The organism is Stenotrophomonas sp. 78350_Sma, from assembly GCF_056482105.1.
In genome coordinates this window covers 1,239,511-1,255,132 of sequence record NZ_CM151182.1, presented here as the reverse complement: position 1 = coordinate 1,255,132, position 15,622 = coordinate 1,239,511, and the positions used below count along the sequence as shown (strand labels likewise).

Annotated in this window: 18 protein-coding genes; 7 read left to right on the top strand and 11 right to left on the bottom strand. The window is 67.4% G+C overall.

Features of this window, described 5'->3' with window-relative positions:
• Positions 1–5 precede the first annotated feature (5 nt).
• The 4 genes from mdcB (at position 6) to ACZK4H_RS05780 (ending at position 4,035) form a co-directional block, all read left to right on the top strand.
• On the top strand, positions 6–821 hold the full coding sequence (mdcB, locus tag ACZK4H_RS05795; RefSeq protein WP_099553104.1) for a triphosphoribosyl-dephospho-CoA synthase MdcB: 816 nt from the start codon (positions 6–8) through the stop codon (positions 819–821).
• Positions 818–1,738 (top strand): malonate decarboxylase subunit epsilon, encoded by a 921-nt coding sequence (gene mdcH, locus ACZK4H_RS05790; RefSeq protein WP_099553015.1) that lies wholly within the window; start codon positions 818–820, stop codon positions 1,736–1,738. Before mdcB ends, mdcH begins: the two co-directional genes overlap by 4 nt.
• 104 nt (positions 1,739–1,842) lie before the next feature.
• The gene (locus ACZK4H_RS05785; protein WP_099553016.1) at positions 1,843–3,210 is read left to right on the top strand and encodes an SLC13 family permease; all 1,368 of its coding nucleotides are present in this window, start codon (positions 1,843–1,845) and stop codon (positions 3,208–3,210) included.
• Positions 3,211–3,315: 105 nt separating this feature from the next.
• Entirely contained in the window at positions 3,316–4,035 is a 720-nt protein-coding gene (locus ACZK4H_RS05780; RefSeq protein ID WP_099553018.1) for a GntR family transcriptional regulator, read from the top strand.
• A 92-nt stretch (positions 4,036–4,127) separates the two neighbouring features.
• On the opposite strand, the gene ACZK4H_RS05775 is transcribed toward ACZK4H_RS05780, so the two are convergent.
• A complete protein-coding gene (locus ACZK4H_RS05775) occupies positions 4,128–4,454 on the bottom strand; it encodes a hypothetical protein (RefSeq protein ID WP_099553019.1) in 327 nt (108 codons plus the stop codon).
• 153 nt (positions 4,455–4,607) lie between these two features.
• Between ACZK4H_RS05775 and ACZK4H_RS05770 the strand changes: the two genes are divergently transcribed.
• Positions 4,608–5,555, top strand: coding sequence for a nucleoside hydrolase (locus ACZK4H_RS05770; protein WP_099553020.1), 948 nt, complete (start codon positions 4,608–4,610; stop codon positions 5,553–5,555).
• Between the two features lie 4 nt (positions 5,556–5,559).
• Here the strand turns inward: ACZK4H_RS05770 and ACZK4H_RS05765 are convergent, their stop codons facing one another.
• From ACZK4H_RS05765 to ACZK4H_RS05730, 8 genes are all read right to left on the bottom strand, one after another.
• Positions 5,560–6,819 (bottom strand): MFS transporter, encoded by a 1,260-nt coding sequence (locus tag ACZK4H_RS05765; RefSeq protein ID WP_099553021.1) that lies wholly within the window; start codon positions 6,817–6,819, stop codon positions 5,560–5,562.
• Between the two features lie 78 nt (positions 6,820–6,897).
• A complete protein-coding gene (locus tag ACZK4H_RS05760; protein ID WP_099553022.1) occupies positions 6,898–7,911 on the bottom strand; it encodes a hypothetical protein in 1,014 nt (337 codons plus the stop codon).
• 92 nt (positions 7,912–8,003) lie between these two features.
• Entirely contained in the window at positions 8,004–8,414 is a 411-nt protein-coding gene (locus ACZK4H_RS05755) for a hypothetical protein (RefSeq protein ID WP_099553023.1), read from the bottom strand.
• A gap of 72 nt (positions 8,415–8,486) precedes the next feature.
• Positions 8,487–9,623, bottom strand: a complete 1,137-nt coding sequence (locus ACZK4H_RS05750; protein WP_099553105.1) for a metallophosphoesterase — start codon at positions 9,621–9,623, stop codon at positions 8,487–8,489.
• A 120-nt stretch (positions 9,624–9,743) separates the two neighbouring features.
• Complete coding sequence (locus ACZK4H_RS05745) at positions 9,744–11,285, bottom strand: TerC family protein (protein WP_099553024.1); 1,542 nt, start codon at positions 11,283–11,285, stop codon at positions 9,744–9,746.
• A gap of 43 nt (positions 11,286–11,328) precedes the next feature.
• Entirely contained in the window at positions 11,329–11,553 is a 225-nt protein-coding gene (locus ACZK4H_RS05740) for a helix-turn-helix domain-containing protein (RefSeq protein ID WP_005408494.1), read from the bottom strand.
• The gene (locus tag ACZK4H_RS05735; protein WP_099553025.1) at positions 11,553–12,020 is read right to left on the bottom strand and encodes a DUF2975 domain-containing protein; all 468 of its coding nucleotides are present in this window, start codon (positions 12,018–12,020) and stop codon (positions 11,553–11,555) included. Before ACZK4H_RS05735 ends, ACZK4H_RS05740 begins: the two co-directional genes overlap by 1 nt.
• A gap of 184 nt (positions 12,021–12,204) precedes the next feature.
• A complete protein-coding gene (locus ACZK4H_RS05730; RefSeq protein WP_099553026.1) occupies positions 12,205–12,786 on the bottom strand; it encodes an NMCC_0638 family (lipo)protein in 582 nt (193 codons plus the stop codon).
• 129 nt (positions 12,787–12,915) lie between these two features.
• Here ACZK4H_RS05730 and ACZK4H_RS05725 point away from each other — a divergent pair, with 129 nt between their 5' ends.
• Both ACZK4H_RS05725 and ACZK4H_RS05720 read left to right on the top strand, forming a co-directional pair.
• Entirely contained in the window at positions 12,916–13,227 is a 312-nt protein-coding gene (locus ACZK4H_RS05725) for a metalloregulator ArsR/SmtB family transcription factor (protein ID WP_004147836.1), read from the top strand.
• Positions 13,228–13,250: 23 nt separating this feature from the next.
• Positions 13,251–14,645, top strand: coding sequence for a DUF2867 domain-containing protein (locus tag ACZK4H_RS05720; RefSeq protein ID WP_099553027.1), 1,395 nt, complete (start codon positions 13,251–13,253; stop codon positions 14,643–14,645).
• Between the two features lie 19 nt (positions 14,646–14,664).
• Here ACZK4H_RS05720 and ACZK4H_RS05715 read toward each other — a convergent pair whose 3' ends face one another.
• Positions 14,665–15,168 carry a GNAT family N-acetyltransferase gene (locus ACZK4H_RS05715; RefSeq protein WP_099553028.1) on the bottom strand — a complete coding sequence of 168 codons (504 nt, stop codon included), beginning with the start codon at positions 15,166–15,168 and terminating at the stop codon, positions 14,665–14,667.
• A 14-nt stretch (positions 15,169–15,182) separates the two neighbouring features.
• Complete coding sequence (locus ACZK4H_RS05710) at positions 15,183–15,620, bottom strand: hypothetical protein (RefSeq protein WP_099553029.1); 438 nt, start codon at positions 15,618–15,620, stop codon at positions 15,183–15,185.
• Positions 15,621–15,622 lie beyond the last annotated feature (2 nt).

The following is a 15,622-nucleotide window of genomic DNA, read 5'->3' as shown; positions in this document are numbered from 1 at the left end:
GCGCGATCGACAGCGCGCGACTGGGCCGCCTGGCCATCGCCAGTCTGCATGCCGAACTGGCGCTGGCTCCCAAACCCGGCCTGGTCACTCCATTTGATGCCGGAAGCCATCACGACATGGATGCCGGCACCTTCCTGCGCAGCCTGTTCTCGCTGCGCCACTACTTCACTGCGATCGCCCATGCCGGGGCTGACGATGCACCCTTCGCACTGCTGCGCATGCAGGGCATCGCCGCCGAAACCGCGATGCTGCACGCCACCGGCGGCATCAACACTCATCGTGGTGCAATCTTCAGCCTCGGCCTGCTGGTCGCTTCCGCCGCACGCTGCCGGCGCCAGCAGGGCCATAGCGTTTCCGCCGCAGAGGTCTGTCTGGGCGTGCAGCACTGGGCCGATGATTTCGCCGGTGCACCGCTGGATGCGCAGAGCCCGGGCCAGCGGGCACGCGTGCGCCATGGCGTGCCGGGCGTACGCGAGCAGGCGGCGGCCGGCTACCCTGTGCTGCGCGAGCTGGCGATACCCACGCTGCGTCATGCACTGGAGGAAGGCCTGACGCACGATGCGGCGCTGTGCCAGACCCTGATGCAGCTGGTCGCGCAGATCGATGACCTCAACCTGCTGCACCGCGGCGGCGCCGACGGCCTGCACTGGGCCCAGCAGCAGGCACGTGGCTTTCTGGAAAGCGGCGGCGCCTTCACAGTCGGTTGGCAGGCGCGCCTTCACGGCATCGGTGAGCGCTTCGTCGCACGCCGCCTGAGCCCCGGTGGCAGTGCTGATCTGCTCGCCTGCAGCTGGTTCCTGCTGCAGCAGGAGGGTGCATGAGCCTTGCCCTGCTCTGCCCCGGCCAAGGCGCGCAGCACGCGGCGATGTTCGACCGCGTGCGCGATCTGCCGGCCGCGTACGAGGTACTGGAGACTGCCAGCGCAGTGCTTGGACGCGACGTGTTCGCGGCGGCCGCTGACGAATCGCGCTTCGACAATGCCCTGGCGCAACCCTTGCTGTGTGCAGCCAGCCTCGCGCACTGGCAGGGACTTCGCGAAACGGTGCCGGCACCGGTGCTGGTGGCCGGCTACAGCATCGGTGAACTGGCCGCGCATGCGATCGCAGGCAGCGTTGATGCCGCCAGCTGCCTGGCCCTCGCCGCACGGCGCGCGCAACTGATGGACAGCGCCAGCCCCACCGATGCAGGCCTGCAGGCGGTGCTCGGGCTGGACCGCCGCAGCCTGCAGTCGCTGTGCGATGCACAGGGCGCGTACGTGGCCATCGCCAACGGCCAGGATCATTTCATCGTGGGCGGCACGCACGCCTCGCTGCAGGGCCTGGCCGATGCAGCGCGTGCACAGGGTGCAGACATCCGTCCGCTGCCGGTACACGTTCCGGCGCACACACCGCTGCTGGCAGCGGCGGTCGCACCGTTCGCTGCGGCCCTCGATGCCTCTGCGCTGCAGGCCCCGCGCCTGCCGCTGCTGGCCGGTATCGATGCACGGCCGGTACGTGATCGCGCGGCAGCGGTGCGCACCCTGTCGGCACAGCTGGCCCAGACCATCGAATGGGCGCAGGTGATGCGCCAGGCCTTCGAGCGAGGCGCGCGGGTATTCCTGCAGCTGGGCCCGGGCAATGCACTGGCGCGCATGGTCGCGCCGTCATACGCGTGCTGCGAAGTGCGCGCGGTGGAAGAGTTCCAGAGCCTGGACGGCGCCTCGGCATGGGTTCGCAGCGCGCTGGAGCGGCTGCAGTAACGGGTTCGAGCAGTACGTATCACGCAACACGCAGTACGTCGCCTTACCCCGGGATGGCGGGTCTCCATCCGCGCTGTACGTGAGTCACGTGTCTGGGAGGGCGCATGAGTCCACAAATCGCAACGATCATCGGCCTGGTGATCATGTTCATCGTCGCCACGGCGATGCCGATCAACATGGGCGCCGTCGCCTTTGCGCTGGCCTTCATCATCGGCGGGCTGTGGGTCGACATGGGCGGCAAGGAGGTCCTGGCCGGATTCCCCGGCGATCTGTTCCTGACCCTGGTCGGCATCACCTACCTGTTCGCCATCGCGCAGAAGAACGGCACCATCGACCTGCTGGTGCACTGGGCTGTGAAAGCAGTGCGCGGGCACATCGTGGCCATCCCCTGGGTGATGTTCGTGATCACCGCGGTGCTGACCGCCTTCGGCGCGCTCGGCCCGGCAGCGGTAGCCATCATCGGCCCGGTCGCGCTGCGCTTTGCCAAGCAGTACAACATCAATCCGCTGATGATGGGCCTGCTGGTCATCCATGGTGCGCAGGCCGGCGGCTTCTCGCCGATCAGCGTGTACGGCAGCATCACCAACGGCGTGGTGCAGAAGGCCGGGCTGGAAGTGACCGAGATGGCGGTGTTCCTGACCAGCCTCGGCTTCAACTTCATGATGGCGACGATCTGCTTCTTCGCCTTCGGTGGCATCGCCCTGCTGCGCCGCGGCTCGATTACCGCAGCTGGCACTATGGGCAATGCGGAGCTGGCAATGGCCGGTGGCCCGCAGGCGTCGTCGCGCCAGTTCGCGATCGAAGGCCATGGTGCGCTGGTCGCGGCGGGCGGTGGCACGCTCAGCAATGATCCGGCGGCACTGGACGCGGTGAGCCTGACCCGCGAGCGGTTGTTCACCCTGATCGGCCTGCTCGGTCTGGGCGTGGCCGCGCTGATCTACAACCTCAATGTCGGTCTGGTCTCGATCACCGTCGCGGTGGCTCTGGCGCTGCTGTCGCCACAAAGCCAGAAGGGCGCGGTCGATGGCATCAGCTGGTCCACCGTGCTGCTGATCTGTGGCGTGGTGACCTACATCGGCGTACTGGAACATGCCGGCGCGGTGGACTTCATCGGCCACGGCGTCTCCAGCATCGGCATCCCGCTGCTCGGTGCGCTGCTGGTCTGCTACGTCGGCGGCATCGTCTCCGCATTCGCCTCGTCGGCGGCGGTACTGGGTGCCACGATCCCGCTGGCGGTACCGTTCCTGATGCAGGGTCACCTCAGCGCCGCCGGCGTGATCTGCGCGCTGGCGGTGTCGTCCACCATCGTCGATGTCAGCCCGTTCTCCACCAATGGCGCACTGGTGGTGGCCTCGGCCGCGAAGGAAGAACGCGAGACCCTGTTCCGCCGTTTCCTGGTCTACAGCGGCCTGGTGGTGGCCCTGGGGCCGTTGTTGGCCTGGCTGGTATTCGTGGTACCGGGCTGGATGTAACCACCCAACGGTAGTGCCGGCCGCTGGCCGGCAATCCCATGAAGCCATCCAGCGATCATGGGTTGCCGGCCAGCGGCCGGCACTACCTGGCGGTACACTTCCTCCATGGCCATTGCCCCTGCTCCGCGGTCACCGAAGAAACGCGCACCTCTGTACGAAGAGGTGGCCGAACATGTGCGCGAGCGCATCTACGATTACCGGCTTCCGCCGGGCGAGTGGATCGACGAGCCCGCACTGTGCGAGGAACTGGGCATCAGTCGTACGCCGCTGCGCGAGGCGCTGAAGCTGCTGGCTGCCGAAGGCCTGGTGCAGATCGATGCCGGCCGTGGCAGCCGGGTCACGCGACTGACGCTGGAAGACCTCAACCAGCTGTTCCCGGTGATGGCGATGCTGGAAGGCCGCTGCGCGCACGAGGCGGTCAGGCATATCGACGATGCCGGCGTGCAGCAGCTGGAGGAGCTGCATGCAGCGATGGAAGCGGCGGCGGCCGAAGGCAACATCGCCGAGTACTACCGCAACAACTACCTGATCCACGAAACCGTGCAGCACTACGCCGGCAACCCGTGGCTGATCCGCATCACCCATGACCTGCACCGCATCCTGAAGATGCATCGCGGCCGCCAGCTGCTGACCCCGGGCCGTACCGCGCAGTCGCTGGCCGAACACCGCGAACTGATGGAGTGCTTCCGTCGCCGCGACGCGCAGGCCGCCGAACGCACCATGGAGCGCCACCTGCTCAGCCAGGGCCAGGCGCTGGCCGCCTATGTGGCGGCGGGAGGCCTGCTGAACGTGCCAGCGCCGTTGCCGACCGAAGGCGGCGGCTGAGCGGCTGAGGTTGCCGGCCAGCGGCCGGCACTACCCAGCCGAGGTCACGCCCTGGTAGTGCCGGCCGCTGGCCGGCATCCCGGAACATCTCGTCAATCGCCACCACCGCAGCTACCACCGTCACTGCTGCCGCTGTCGCTTCCGCAGTCAGAGTTGCTGTAGCTGTGATGGCTGTGGTTGTCACTGGAATAGCCAACGGAGGTGTCATGGCGTCCGCCCCCCTCCCCCCGGCTTCCCAAGCCATCGGCCGTGGCCACTGCCATGCACAGGATCGCGCCGACCAGCGGCAGCAGCCAGATCAGCAGCAACTGCACTGTCCGGCCGCCCGCCGACAGGCCATCACGCCTGACGATCACCACGGTAGCCACCACGTTCAGGCCCAGCACCAGCAGGACCAGCAGAAGGGCAACGATCAGCATTCGGCGGCTCCATGCCTGGACTGGAGGGCATTATGGGCCTGCCAGCCCGGCAATGGCCCTGCCTGTCATGAAGATGGGACAATGTAGGGCGCGCCGGCCTGCTTCCGGGCCGCCGGCGCCCCCCGCACCACACGGAAGAAGAAGAACAACAACATGCTGAAAGTCATTTTTGATACCGACCCGGGCGTCGACGACGCCCTGGCCCTGCTGTACCTGCACAAGCACGCCCAGATCGACCTGATCGGCGTCACCACCACCTTCGGCAATGCCTCGGTGGAGTCGACCACGCACAATGCGCTGTACCTGAAGCAGGCCTGGGGCTTTGCCGCCCCGGTCGCGCGCGGTGCCGGTGGCCCGCTGCAGCCGGAAGCCACCCCGGAAGCCTGGCCGGTGCACATCCATGGCCACAACGGCCTGGGCAATCACCCGGTGCCGGCCGAACTGGACGTGGCCGCCGACGCGCGCCCCGCCCACCAGCTGATCATCGACCTGGTCCGTGCCCATCCGGGCGAAGTGACTCTGGTCGCGGTCGGTCGCATGACCAACCTGGCCCTGGCCCTGCAGCAGGCCCCGGACATCGCCGGCCTGGTGCGCGGCGTGGTGATCATGGGCGGCGCCTTCCACGTCAACGGCAACATCACCCCGGCCGCCGAGGCCAACATCTGGGGCGACGCCGAAGCGGCCGATGTGGTGTTCACCGCCAGCTGGCCGGTTACTGCCATCGGCCTGGACGTGACCACCCGCGTGGAAATGAACCGTGACGGTCTGGACACGCTGGCCGCCATCGGCGGTGCCGATGCCGAACTGGTGCGTGCGCTGTCGCAGGATTACGTGGACTTCTACCTGCAGGCCGGCCACAAGGGCATGGTCGTGCACGACTGCTGCGCCTGCATTGCGCTGACCCGTCCGGAGCTGTTCCAGTTCGAGCGCGCCAGCGTGCGCGTGGCCACCGACGGCGTCGCCCGCGGCATGACCATTCCCAAGCCGGAAGGCCTGGCATTCGGCCCCAGCGTGTGGGACGGCCACGTGGTGCAGTCGATTGCCATCGGCGTGGATGCGGCCGCGGTACTGGCCGACATCGAGCAGACCCTGAAGGTCTGACCCGCTAGCGCTTGGCCCTGCCCGGGACCGTCTCGGGCAGGGTCCACAGCACCGGCAACACCAGCACTGCCACCAACGCGATCATCGCACCTGGCGCTGCTGCCCAGCCGCTGCGCTCCACCCACCATTGCGCCAGCCAGGGTGTTGCTCCGCCAAAGAATGCAGTGGCCATGGTCACGCCCAGTGCCAGCCCGCTGACCCGGCCTTCACCGGGGAACTGCTCGGCCGTGGCCGGCGCCGCCACCGCGCTCACGCCACCGGCCACGCAGGCCAGCAGCACCGCAGCCAGCGCGATGCCCAGCGCTGTCGCCTGCGCCATCCACGCAAACAAGGACAGTGGCAGCAGCGCTGCCAGCACGGTCAGGCCCAACAGCACCGGCCGTCGTCCGACGCGGTCGGACAATGCGCCGAACAGTGGCGTGATCGCGATCACCGCCACTGCCGCAATCGTCGACAGCCACAGCGCATCGCCCTCATCGTGGCCCCGCGCATGAAGGAATGCGGGCACATAGGTGATACCCACGTAGTAGGTGATCGACCCCAGCGCCGAAATCGCGAACGTGCGCGCCACCGCCAGCGGATGGTTGCGCAGGACATGGCGAAGCGGCGTGGCCGGAATGCTGCCCTCACGGCGCTGACGCTCGAACTCGGGCGATTCGTGCATGCCCGAGCGTGCGATCAGGATCACCAGTGCCAGCGCCGCACCGAAGAAGAACGGGATGCGCCAGCCCCAGCTGTCCAGCTGCGGGGTGGGCAGCAGCGCGACAGTGAGCGCGGAAATCGCCACCGCCAGCAGTGCGCCCACTTCACTGGCCGCCGAGGCCAGCGAAGTGACCAGCCCGCGTCGTCTCTCCGGTGCGCTTTCCAGCAGGTACGCCACCACCCCGGTGTACTCACCGCCCACCGAAAACGCCATCACGCAGCGCAGGATCAGCAGCAGCACGCCCGCCGTCGTACCGGCCGTGGCCACTGTCGGCAGCAGCGCAGTGGCCAGCATTGCGGCTGCCATCAACGCCATCGAAGCCAGCAGCATCCAGCGCCGGCCCAGGCGGTCGCCCAGGTGGCCGAAGCACAGCGCACCCAGCGGGCGCATCAGGTAGGACACCGCAAAGCCGGCCAGGGTGACCAGCAGCGCCTGCTCGCCACCGCCGAAGAACACTCGCGACAGCACCGTGGCGAAGTACAGGTACAGCGTGAAGTCGTACCACTCCACCACCGTGGACAGGCCGGCCACCCACATCGAGCGCTGCCGCGCCGCGGTCATTGCGTGTTCGCCTTCAACAGCCTCGTTCCCGTGGATGCAGGTTGCAGGCAGAGTGTCACGGCCCGGGTGAAATGCCGGTCATCGGTCATCCATCGGCTGCATGTACTGGGTTTCGTGCCCGGTGAAGCGCTCACCGTCAAAGCCGAAGCAGAAGCGTCCTTCCTCGAACACGCGGTAGACGAGCAACGCGCCATCGAGGCAGAACTGCGGCTGGTCCACGCCCGTTTCCAGTGTCCCGTAGCCGGTGGCATCTCCGCCCTTCCCCGCCGGGCCGGTGAAGGCATCGATCGGTAATGGCGTGGCGCGTCCCGTGCGGGTGTCGACCAGCACCAGTGTGCGTTGGAAGAACTCGGGGCGATCATCGACCTGCACCAGCAGGTAGTGCTGGTTGAAATTGGGCTCCTGGTGCTGGAGCGCATCTTCGATGGCGGCCCGGTGCGGCGCATCGCAGAAGTCGACCGGGCTGTAGCGGTAGCTGCAACCGTCGTGATCGTAGGGCAGGTTCATGCCGGAATAGCTGATGCTTCCCCCGCTGTCCACGTCGTGGCCCAGTTCCGGCGTGCTGCACAGCAGCCATGAGCGCTGCGCGTCCTCCGGGTCGGCCATCAGCTTCGGCTCGCGGCCCGCCTCGTACGCCGCACCACCCGGGAATTCCTGCCCGAAGCGCTGGCGGACGACGGGACGCGCCTTCTCCAGCGGCAGACCGATCTTCGCCCCACGGAACGAGACGAACGTCATCGTCGGCAGGACCACCTCCTCCACCGGCAGTCCCTTCCATTGCCCACGCATGCAGAACGTGGCGATCTCGTTCTCTTCGTCCACCTTGCAGGGCTTCGGCGCGTTCGCGGCCAGCCAGGGATGGGCCGGGCGATCGGTCTGAAGGTCGATGTACCAGCCGTCCAGCGCACAGGTCGGCAGCGCATCCAGCAGCGGAGAGAGGTCTGTTGCGGTGGCCGGGGCGGCAAGCGGTGTGCCCGCTGCGGGTGCCCCGGTCGGCGCATCCGATGTGCGTTGGCATGCGGCCAGCGCGAGTAGGCCGGCCAGCAGCGCGACGTGGCGTGGACGCCGGACTGGATGAAGCATTCCCTGCATTGTGTGCTCCCTGATTCCGCATGGACCGTGCAGATGATCGCCGATCCTGGGCCCGCGGCGGGAAGGACACGACCTCCACGCATGGCGTGGCGCTACCCGGTGTGCTGGCTTCCCGCCCTGTAAGCGGCGTAGGCTTCGAGGATCTTCTGCATCCGGGCCTGCTGCTTCACGCCCATCGGCGCCCGCTGCACGCGCTTCAGCAGCGTCTTCCACATGTATCCGGAACGGAAGAAGTACGGGCGCACCTCAAGGAAGGTCAGCACGACATCCACCGTGTGTGGATCGTGTTCGGCAAGTTGCCTCAGCGCGTTGGCGTATCCACCCGGGAACGCAAGCTGTTCATAGCGCTGGTTGTATTCCGCGCAGGCTGCCGCATGCCGCTGCATTTGTTCCGGGCCACGCCAGCGCGCGCCAGCGGCTTCGCGGATGGCTTGGCGCAGCCGGTTGATCTCGTCCGCATTGGCGCGGATCAGGCGTTCCATCGGCGCGCGGGTACGGGACATGGCTCCCTCCATATGGTCTGTCAGGGGCCAGGTCCCTTTCCCTGCAGGAAAGGGATCTGACCCCACTTCAGGTCACGGGGCGCGGCGCAGGGTGATCAGGGTGATTTCCGAAGGCACGCCGATGCGTGCCGGGAATCCGGCCCACAGGCCAGCGCCATCGCTCACGTACAGGGTCATCCCGTCCACCTCGTAGCGGCCGGAGACGTAGCCGCCGTTGGCCCGCTTCACCAGCTGGTCCATGCCGATGATCTGGCCGCCATGGGTATGTCCGGACAACTGCAGCCTCACACCGCGCGCAGCAGCCTCACGCGCATTGCGTGGGCGATGATCGAGCAGGATCACAGGTGCGGAGGGATCGGCACCCTCCAGTGCAGCCTGGAGATCCGGCAACGGCATGCCGTAGCGTGCCGCCACCGGGTCGGTGACACCGGCGATGGTCAGCGCCGCATCACCACGCCGCACCTGCAGATGGCTGTTCTCCAGCACCTGCATGTGCAGCGCGCGGAACGCCTGCATCCAGTCCTGGTACTGCGCGTAGTACTCGTGGTTGCCGGTGATGGCAATGACGCCATCCGGCGCCTGCAGATCGGCCAACGGACGCGCGTCGTCGCGACGGGCCTCGACACTGCCGTCGATCAGATCGCCAGTGATCACGATCAGGTCCGGCTTCAGCGCGTTGCTCTCGTCCACTACCCTGCGTACCCAGTCGCCGGTCAGCAGGCGGCTGGCGTGGATGTCGGTCAGCTGCAGCACGCGATAACCGTCGAACGCGGCCGGCAGATCCCTGATCGCCACGTCGATCTGCCGAGGCTGGGGCACGGCCATGCCCTGGCTGATGCCATAGCCACTCACAAGCAGGGCCAGCAGGCCGGCCAATGGCCGCAGCTTCGGTGCGCGCAGGGCCGCTACCATGCGCGGCCAACGCAGCAGGCGCGAAAGCAGCAGGCCGGCGTCCAGTACCAGCATCATCAAGGCCAGCAGCAGCACCGCAGTGGAGCCGGTGGCCAGCACGGCGATGGCCATCTTCGGGATCTCCGGCGACGCCATCGTGCCCCAGAAGGTGGCCACGATGCGCAACTGCACGGCTACGGCCACCACCAGCAGCGACAGCACGACCTTCAACCCGATGGGCATGCGCAGCGGCCAGAACAGGCGCCAGGCCACATACAGGCCCATCAACAAACCGATCGTACTCAGCACTGCAACCATCCATGACAGAAAGCGGCCCGCCATGGTGAAGGCTGCGGGCCGTGTTGTGTAGAGCCGAGCCCATGCTCGGTGTCCCAACCTGCAGCCGAGCATGGGCTCGGCCCTGCAACAACAGGTGGGTCAGGCCATTTCGTCGAGGCGCTCCACCCGCAGGCGGGCAATGCGGCGCTTCTCCATCGCCAGCACTGTGATGCGCACACCGGCCACGTCCACCGCATCACCGATGTCCGGCAGGCGACCCAACTGCTCCAGCACCAGTCCGGAGATGGTCATGTAGTCGGCACTGCGCGGCAGCGACACGCCGGCCAGGCGCTGCAGATCGTCCAGGGTCAACGCACCATCGGCCTCCCATTGGCCTTCCCCCTGCGCGATCACACCATAGCGTTCGTCCTGGGTGTCGACCAGATCACCGGCAATCGCCGCCAGCAGATCGTTGGCCGTCACCAGGCCTTCCACGCTGCCGTACTCGTCCACCGCCACCGCCAACGGCACCGGATGCTGGCGGATCAGCTCCAGCGCCTGCAGCGCACTGGCGCTGGACAGCACGTACTGCGGCTCGCGCAGGTTACCTTCCAGCTGCAGCGGCTTGCCCTGCAGCAGGTCGGCCAGCAGATCGCGGCTCTGCACCACGCCGCACAGGCTGTCCAGATCACCATCGCCGACCAGCAGGCGGGTGTGCGGTGATGCCACCAGGCGTGCCACCACATCGTCCTGTCCACGCGCAAGGTCGATCCACTGTACGTCGGCGCGCACGGTCATCACGCTCGACACCGGGCGATCGGCCAGGCCCAGCACGCTGCGGATCATCTCGTGCTCGGCCGGCTGCAGGCGTTCCCCGGCATCCACAGGTTCGTCCGCGCCTTCGTCGTCGTGGCCATTGGCCGGGCGCGCGCCGAGCATGCGCAGCACGGCGTCGGCGGTGCGCTGGCGGAACGGCTGGCGGCGCTCGTTGCGCTCACGGTTGAAGCGCACCCACTGGTTGAACGCCTCGACCAGGATCGAGAAGGCGATCGCCGCGTACAGGTAGCCCTTCGGAATCTTGTAGCCCAGGCCTTCGGCCACCAGGCTGAAGCCGATCATCAACAGGAAGCCCAGGCAAAGCACCACCACCGTGGGATGCTTGTTGACGAAGCGGGTCAGCGGCTTGCTGGCCACCAGCATCAGCACCATCGCGATGGTCACCGCGGCATACATCACGCCCAGGTTGTCGACCATGCCGACCGCGGTGATCACCGAGTCCAGCGAGAACACCGCGTCGAGCACCACGATCTGTGCCACCACCATTGCGAAGCTGGCATAGACCTTCTTGCCGTTGTCCTCGTGCTGGCGGCCTTCCAGCCGCTCATGCAGCTCCATGGTGCCCTTGAACAGCAGGAACAGGCCACCGCCCAGCAGGATCAGGTCACGTCCGGAGAAGCTGTGGACGAACAGCGTGAGCAGCGGCTCGGTCAGTTTCATGATCCAGGCCAGCGCGGCCAGCAGCACCAGCCGCATCAGCAGGGCCAGCGCCAGGCCGATCACCCGCGCGCGGTCGCGCTGGTGCGGCGGTAGCTTGTCGGCAAGGATTGCGATGAACACCAGGTTGTCGATGCCGAGAACGATCTCCAGCACGACCAGGGTTGCAAGGCCCATCCATATCGAGGGGTCAGCCAACCATTCCATTTCAGGTCCGTTTCGTCAGTAGGTAAGGAAAAAGGAGAACCACTCAGTCGGCGTCCTGCGCCTGCGCCGGGTCATGCCCGAGCAGGTCGCCAGGCGTGCACTGCAGCTCGCGGCAGATCGCATCCAGCGTGGAAAAGCGGATGGCGCGCGCCTTGCCGGTCTTCAGGATCGACAGGTTGGCCAGGGTGATGTCGATACGCCCGGCCAGCTCTGACAGGGTCATGCCCCGTTCCTGCAGCATGCGGTCCAGGGTGATGACGATCGCCATCAGATGACACCGTCGAGGTCGTCGCGCATCGCTGCGCCCACGGCGAAGACGCGCGCCAGCACGAACAGCATCAGCACGGCGACCAGGCCAGTGATCGACATGCCACCGCCGACCTCCATCCAGGTGAAATCCGGGCCCATCCAGGCCGCATAGGCACCGATCAGGATCGACAGCAGCTCCATCGCCAGCATCAGCCAGGCCATGCGCTGCAGGCGCTGTGCATTGGCATGGGTGAACGGACGCTCGCGCGCCGCCGACTTCAGCAGCCTCAGCAGATGGCGCAGGAACAGCAGGCACAGCACCAGCAGCGCGATGATCGCACCCAGGCCCAGGCAGAAGTGCAGGAACAGATCATTGCCGTGCGCGGCGGCGGCCGCAGCGTCGTGCACGCTGTCGAGCAGCCAGCGACGGTCGTGGGCGACCAGCGGCACCGCCAGCAGTGCGGCCAGGATGCCCAGCCAGCACATCGCCCGGACGGCCTGTACGGCGGCCTGGGCCAGGGTGAACAGGCCTCGCGCGGGTCTTGCGCGGGCGAGACGAGCGGTCAAGCGGCCTCCGGTGTTGGGGTGGCCTCGCCGCCCCGGGGTGGATTTATCGATAAACGATATATCACATCCCACGTGAAAGCCTGAACCGCAGGCGCGGCTCCTGTCAGGGCCCGGACGCGCCCTGCTCCAGCATCGCCTCCCCCGGCGCCGCAGAGGCCATCGCCTGCACGCCCGCATCGGCGGCCTGCCGCGTGACCAGGCGGAAGCGCACCTGCAGCTTGCCCTGCCCCGGCGTGGCCCAGCCGTACTGGATCGCCACCTGATCGGCCGACAGCGGCCCACGTCCCGGCAGCGAGCGCACCTGCAACGGCATCGGTGCGGCCTGCACCAACCGGGCGAATCCCTTCTGCACGACCGCCGCGTCGGCCTTTTCGGCGTAGACCGTGCACGTGCCATCGTCAGCCCAGCTCACCGCATAGCGACCACTGGCCAGAGGCACCATCCAGGCCACGCCCGGTTGCCCCTGCAACAGCGTCGCGGCTTCGGCGGGCTGCAGCGGCGACAGCCCATTGGATTCCATCAGCGACTGCAACCGCGCCGGGGCCCCGATGTGCTGCATGCAGGCGGTATCGAACAGCTCGCTGAAGGGATCCTGCGCCGGAGCTTTGGTCTTGGGAGTACGCGCGGGTTGCGCCACCGCCAGGGTGGGCAGCAGGGCCAAAGCCAGCCAGAACGCAGGACGCATCGGGATTCCACGCTACGGAAAACAGCAGGGAGGATGGCAAAGCCCAGGCGTGCCGCGCAACGGGTCATGGCTTGACAGCCGCCACCGGCGGGAGGAGTATCAGTTAACGAATTAGTTAATTAACTCGTCATGGACCGTATTTTCGAAGCCCTCGCCTCCACCGCCCGCCGGCAGATCCTGGCCTATCTCAGCGCCGGCGAGCTCAGCGCGGGCGAACTGGCCGAACGCTTCGACTTCAGCAAGCCGGCGCTGTCCAGCCATCTGCGCATCCTCGAGGAAGCCGGCCTGATCGAACGCGAGAAGCGCGGCCAGTTCGTGTACTTCCGGCAGGTGCCCGACCGTTTGGCCAACACGTTGTTCTCGTGGGCGGCCGAAGTCTGTCCGGTCGGCGGTCCGCTCAAGCGCGAAGCACGCGCGCGCCGCAAGTCCCCCGCCCGCTGATCCGCCCGCCAAGGAGCATGACAATGCCTGGTTCGACCCGCGATCGCCGTTCGTTTCCAGCAGTGCAGCTTCCGGCACAGGACGGCGGCAGTCCGACCGAAGTCACCCTGATCGCACAGCTCGGCATCGGCGCCGGTGATGCGCTGGTGACCGACGCCAGCCAGCGCCAGCGCCAACACCCGGCCTTCATCGATGCGCTGGACGAGCCTTCGGCGCGACTGGGCGGCATGCATCTGCAGCAGGGAGACGCCTCCTCGCTGTACAGCTTCACCGTCGGTGCCGGTGGCCACCCGTTTCATCGCCATGCAGGCCCGCGCATGTTCACCGCCATTGCCGGCAGCGCCGGTGCCGAGCTGCGTTTCGCCACCGTCTCCGACACGCAGCTGGCAGCAGATCCCGGTGCCTTCGCGCGCACGCTTCGGCGTGTCCGCATCCCACCGGACTGCCTGTTTACCGTGCGCTTCGGCGGCGGCACCTGGCACCAGTTCGCTTCGAACCATCGTGCACACCCGGCGTTGTTCGCGTTGTCCTGCCACAGCGATGAACTGGCAGGCCGAATGAGCGAACAGGCCCGTGCGCAGGTGGAGCGCAATGCCGCCGATATCCCCAGCCTGACCGAGGTGCTGCCGGAATCGCACTGGCCTTCGGGCACCACACTTGCAGCGGCACCGCTGCTGCAACTGTCGCTGCAGGCGGCGCCCCCAAGCCTGTGCGCGCATCTGTGCGCTCGTACCCGCGCCCTGTTCGGTCCGCTGCGGCGGATCCCGCTGCGGCCGCTGCGTGGCTTCGTCGAACGCGCCACGCCGGCCTATCCCATCCATGCACGGTCTGCTGCCAGCGATGGCCTGCTGCCCACGGCACTGCCGCACAGCCACTATCAGGACCTGACCACCCTGTGCCTGGAACCCTCGCAGGTGGCCTACCGTTCCGCGTCGGCGCTGCTGGCCGATGTACTGGAGGGCTTCCTGCGCAATCCACCCAGCGGCGTCGGCCATCTGATGGCCCTGCGCAACCGCCTGGTGGCACCGCTGCGGCTGCGTACGTCGCCGCTGGGATGCCCGGTGTCGTCACTACTGTCGACCGATCGCAGCCGGTTGTTCGCCGGTCGCTATCCAGTGCTGGATTCGCACGTCGATGCAGAAGATGACTGTGCCGAAGTGCTGCTCGGCGCCGACGATCGCCATCTGCGTTTCCGCAGCAGCGTGCGTGTGCAGCGGCGTGCCGATGGATGCATCGAGATCAGCCTCGGCTCACGGGTGCAGACCTGCAATGCGTTCGGCCGCATCTACATGGCGCTGATCGATGCCGCGCACCGGCACTACGTGGCACCGGCGCTGCTGCGGCGGGCGGTGGAGCATGCACTGGCGCCGGAACTGGCTGATCTTGATGCGTGGGCCGCGCGCCCGGTGCACTGGTGATGCCGGCCAGCGGCCGGCACTACCCTGCGCTGTAGCGGTACACCAGATCATCCGCGTCGCTGCGCGCGGCCTTTTCATCCAGCACGCCGCCCAGACGCCGTGCGACGGCCTGCGATGCCAGGTTGTCCGGCGCCATGTAGCTGACCAGGGTCGGCAGCTGCGGCACCACGAAGGCCCAATCACGCAGCGCACCGGCGGCTTCAGTCGCGAAGCCCTGCCCTTCATGGCCGTCGTACAGCAACCAGCCCAGCTCTTTTTCCGGGAACAGCGGGCCGTGGTTGATCCCGACCTGACCGATGCAGGCACCGGTATCGATGCGTTCGATCATCAGCGCGCCGTGGCCGAACAGGTGCCAGCTGGCCAGGTCGTGGCAGAACTGGCCCCACGCCGCCACCTCACCGAACGGCCCGCCCATGCCCCGCGCACGCGGCGAGGCCAGGAACGCGGCATAGACGCCGAAGTCATCCAGCTGCTGTGCACGCAGCCGCAGGCGCACGGTGTGCAGGGTTGGAATCTCAAGCACGACGGCGCACAGGATCAGTACACGGCCAGGTGGCCGCAGCCACGGCGCTGGGGCTGCCCTTCCATCGTCACCTGCACGCTGGCCAGCGTGTCCACGCCTTCGGAATTGCGGCACGACTCGTGCTTGATCTCGACGATGGCCGGCTGCTTGCCCAGCTCGCCGTTGAGAACGATCAGCGAACCGGGTGCATCGGCCGGCTGGCCGAGGTAGCGCAGCACGCCCTTGTGGGTGCGTCCATCGGCACTCAGGCTGGCGTCGTGGTTGCCCTTGCCGGTGGAGGCGATCTCGATGCTCCAGCCAGTGCCACCGCCGGTGAAGGCCGGTACCGGGCTCAGGTCGGCAGCGATGGAAGGATGGCGAGGCGCGTCGGCGCTGGTCTGGGAAGCGGTCGAAGCACAGCCGGCCAACAACCCGGCCAGCAGGGCCGTGGCAACAACAGGGCGAAAGATCATGG

Excerpts from the sequence above, each read along its gene's own strand:
- ACZK4H_RS05755 (WP_099553023.1), bottom strand. The coding sequence starts at position 8,414 with ATGTCCCGTACCCGCGCGCCGATGGAACGCCTGATCCGCGCCAATGCG.
- ACZK4H_RS05750 (WP_099553105.1), bottom strand. The coding sequence starts at position 9,623 with ATGGTTGCAGTGCTGAGTACGATCGGTTTGTTGATGGGCCTGTATGTG.
- ACZK4H_RS05745 (WP_099553024.1), bottom strand. The coding sequence starts at position 11,285 with ATGGAATGGTTGGCTGACCCCTCGATATGGATGGGCCTTGCAACCCTG.
- ACZK4H_RS05765 (WP_099553021.1), bottom strand. The coding sequence starts at position 6,819 with ATGACCGCGGCGCGGCAGCGCTCGATGTGGGTGGCCGGCCTGTCCACG.
- ACZK4H_RS05740 (WP_005408494.1), bottom strand. The coding sequence starts at position 11,553 with ATGGCGATCGTCATCACCCTGGACCGCATGCTGCAGGAACGGGGCATG.
- ACZK4H_RS05785 (WP_099553016.1), top strand. The coding sequence starts at position 1,843 with ATGAGTCCACAAATCGCAACGATCATCGGCCTGGTGATCATGTTCATC.
- mdcH (WP_099553015.1), top strand. The coding sequence starts at position 818 with ATGAGCCTTGCCCTGCTCTGCCCCGGCCAAGGCGCGCAGCACGCGGCG.
- ACZK4H_RS05775 (WP_099553019.1), bottom strand. The coding sequence starts at position 4,454 with ATGCTGATCGTTGCCCTTCTGCTGGTCCTGCTGGTGCTGGGCCTGAAC.
- ACZK4H_RS05770 (WP_099553020.1), top strand. The coding sequence starts at position 4,608 with ATGCTGAAAGTCATTTTTGATACCGACCCGGGCGTCGACGACGCCCTG.
- ACZK4H_RS05735 (WP_099553025.1), bottom strand. The coding sequence starts at position 12,020 with ATGTGCTGGCTGGGCATCCTGGCCGCACTGCTGGCGGTGCCGCTGGTC.
- ACZK4H_RS05720 (WP_099553027.1), top strand. The coding sequence starts at position 13,251 with ATGCCTGGTTCGACCCGCGATCGCCGTTCGTTTCCAGCAGTGCAGCTT.
- ACZK4H_RS05710 (WP_099553029.1), bottom strand. The coding sequence starts at position 15,620 with ATGATCTTTCGCCCTGTTGTTGCCACGGCCCTGCTGGCCGGGTTGTTG.
- ACZK4H_RS05730 (WP_099553026.1), bottom strand. The coding sequence starts at position 12,786 with ATGCGTCCTGCGTTCTGGCTGGCTTTGGCCCTGCTGCCCACCCTGGCG.
- ACZK4H_RS05725 (WP_004147836.1), top strand. The coding sequence starts at position 12,916 with ATGGACCGTATTTTCGAAGCCCTCGCCTCCACCGCCCGCCGGCAGATC.
- ACZK4H_RS05760 (WP_099553022.1), bottom strand. The coding sequence starts at position 7,911 with ATGCAGGGAATGCTTCATCCAGTCCGGCGTCCACGCCACGTCGCGCTG.
- ACZK4H_RS05780 (WP_099553018.1), top strand. The coding sequence starts at position 3,316 with ATGGCCATTGCCCCTGCTCCGCGGTCACCGAAGAAACGCGCACCTCTG.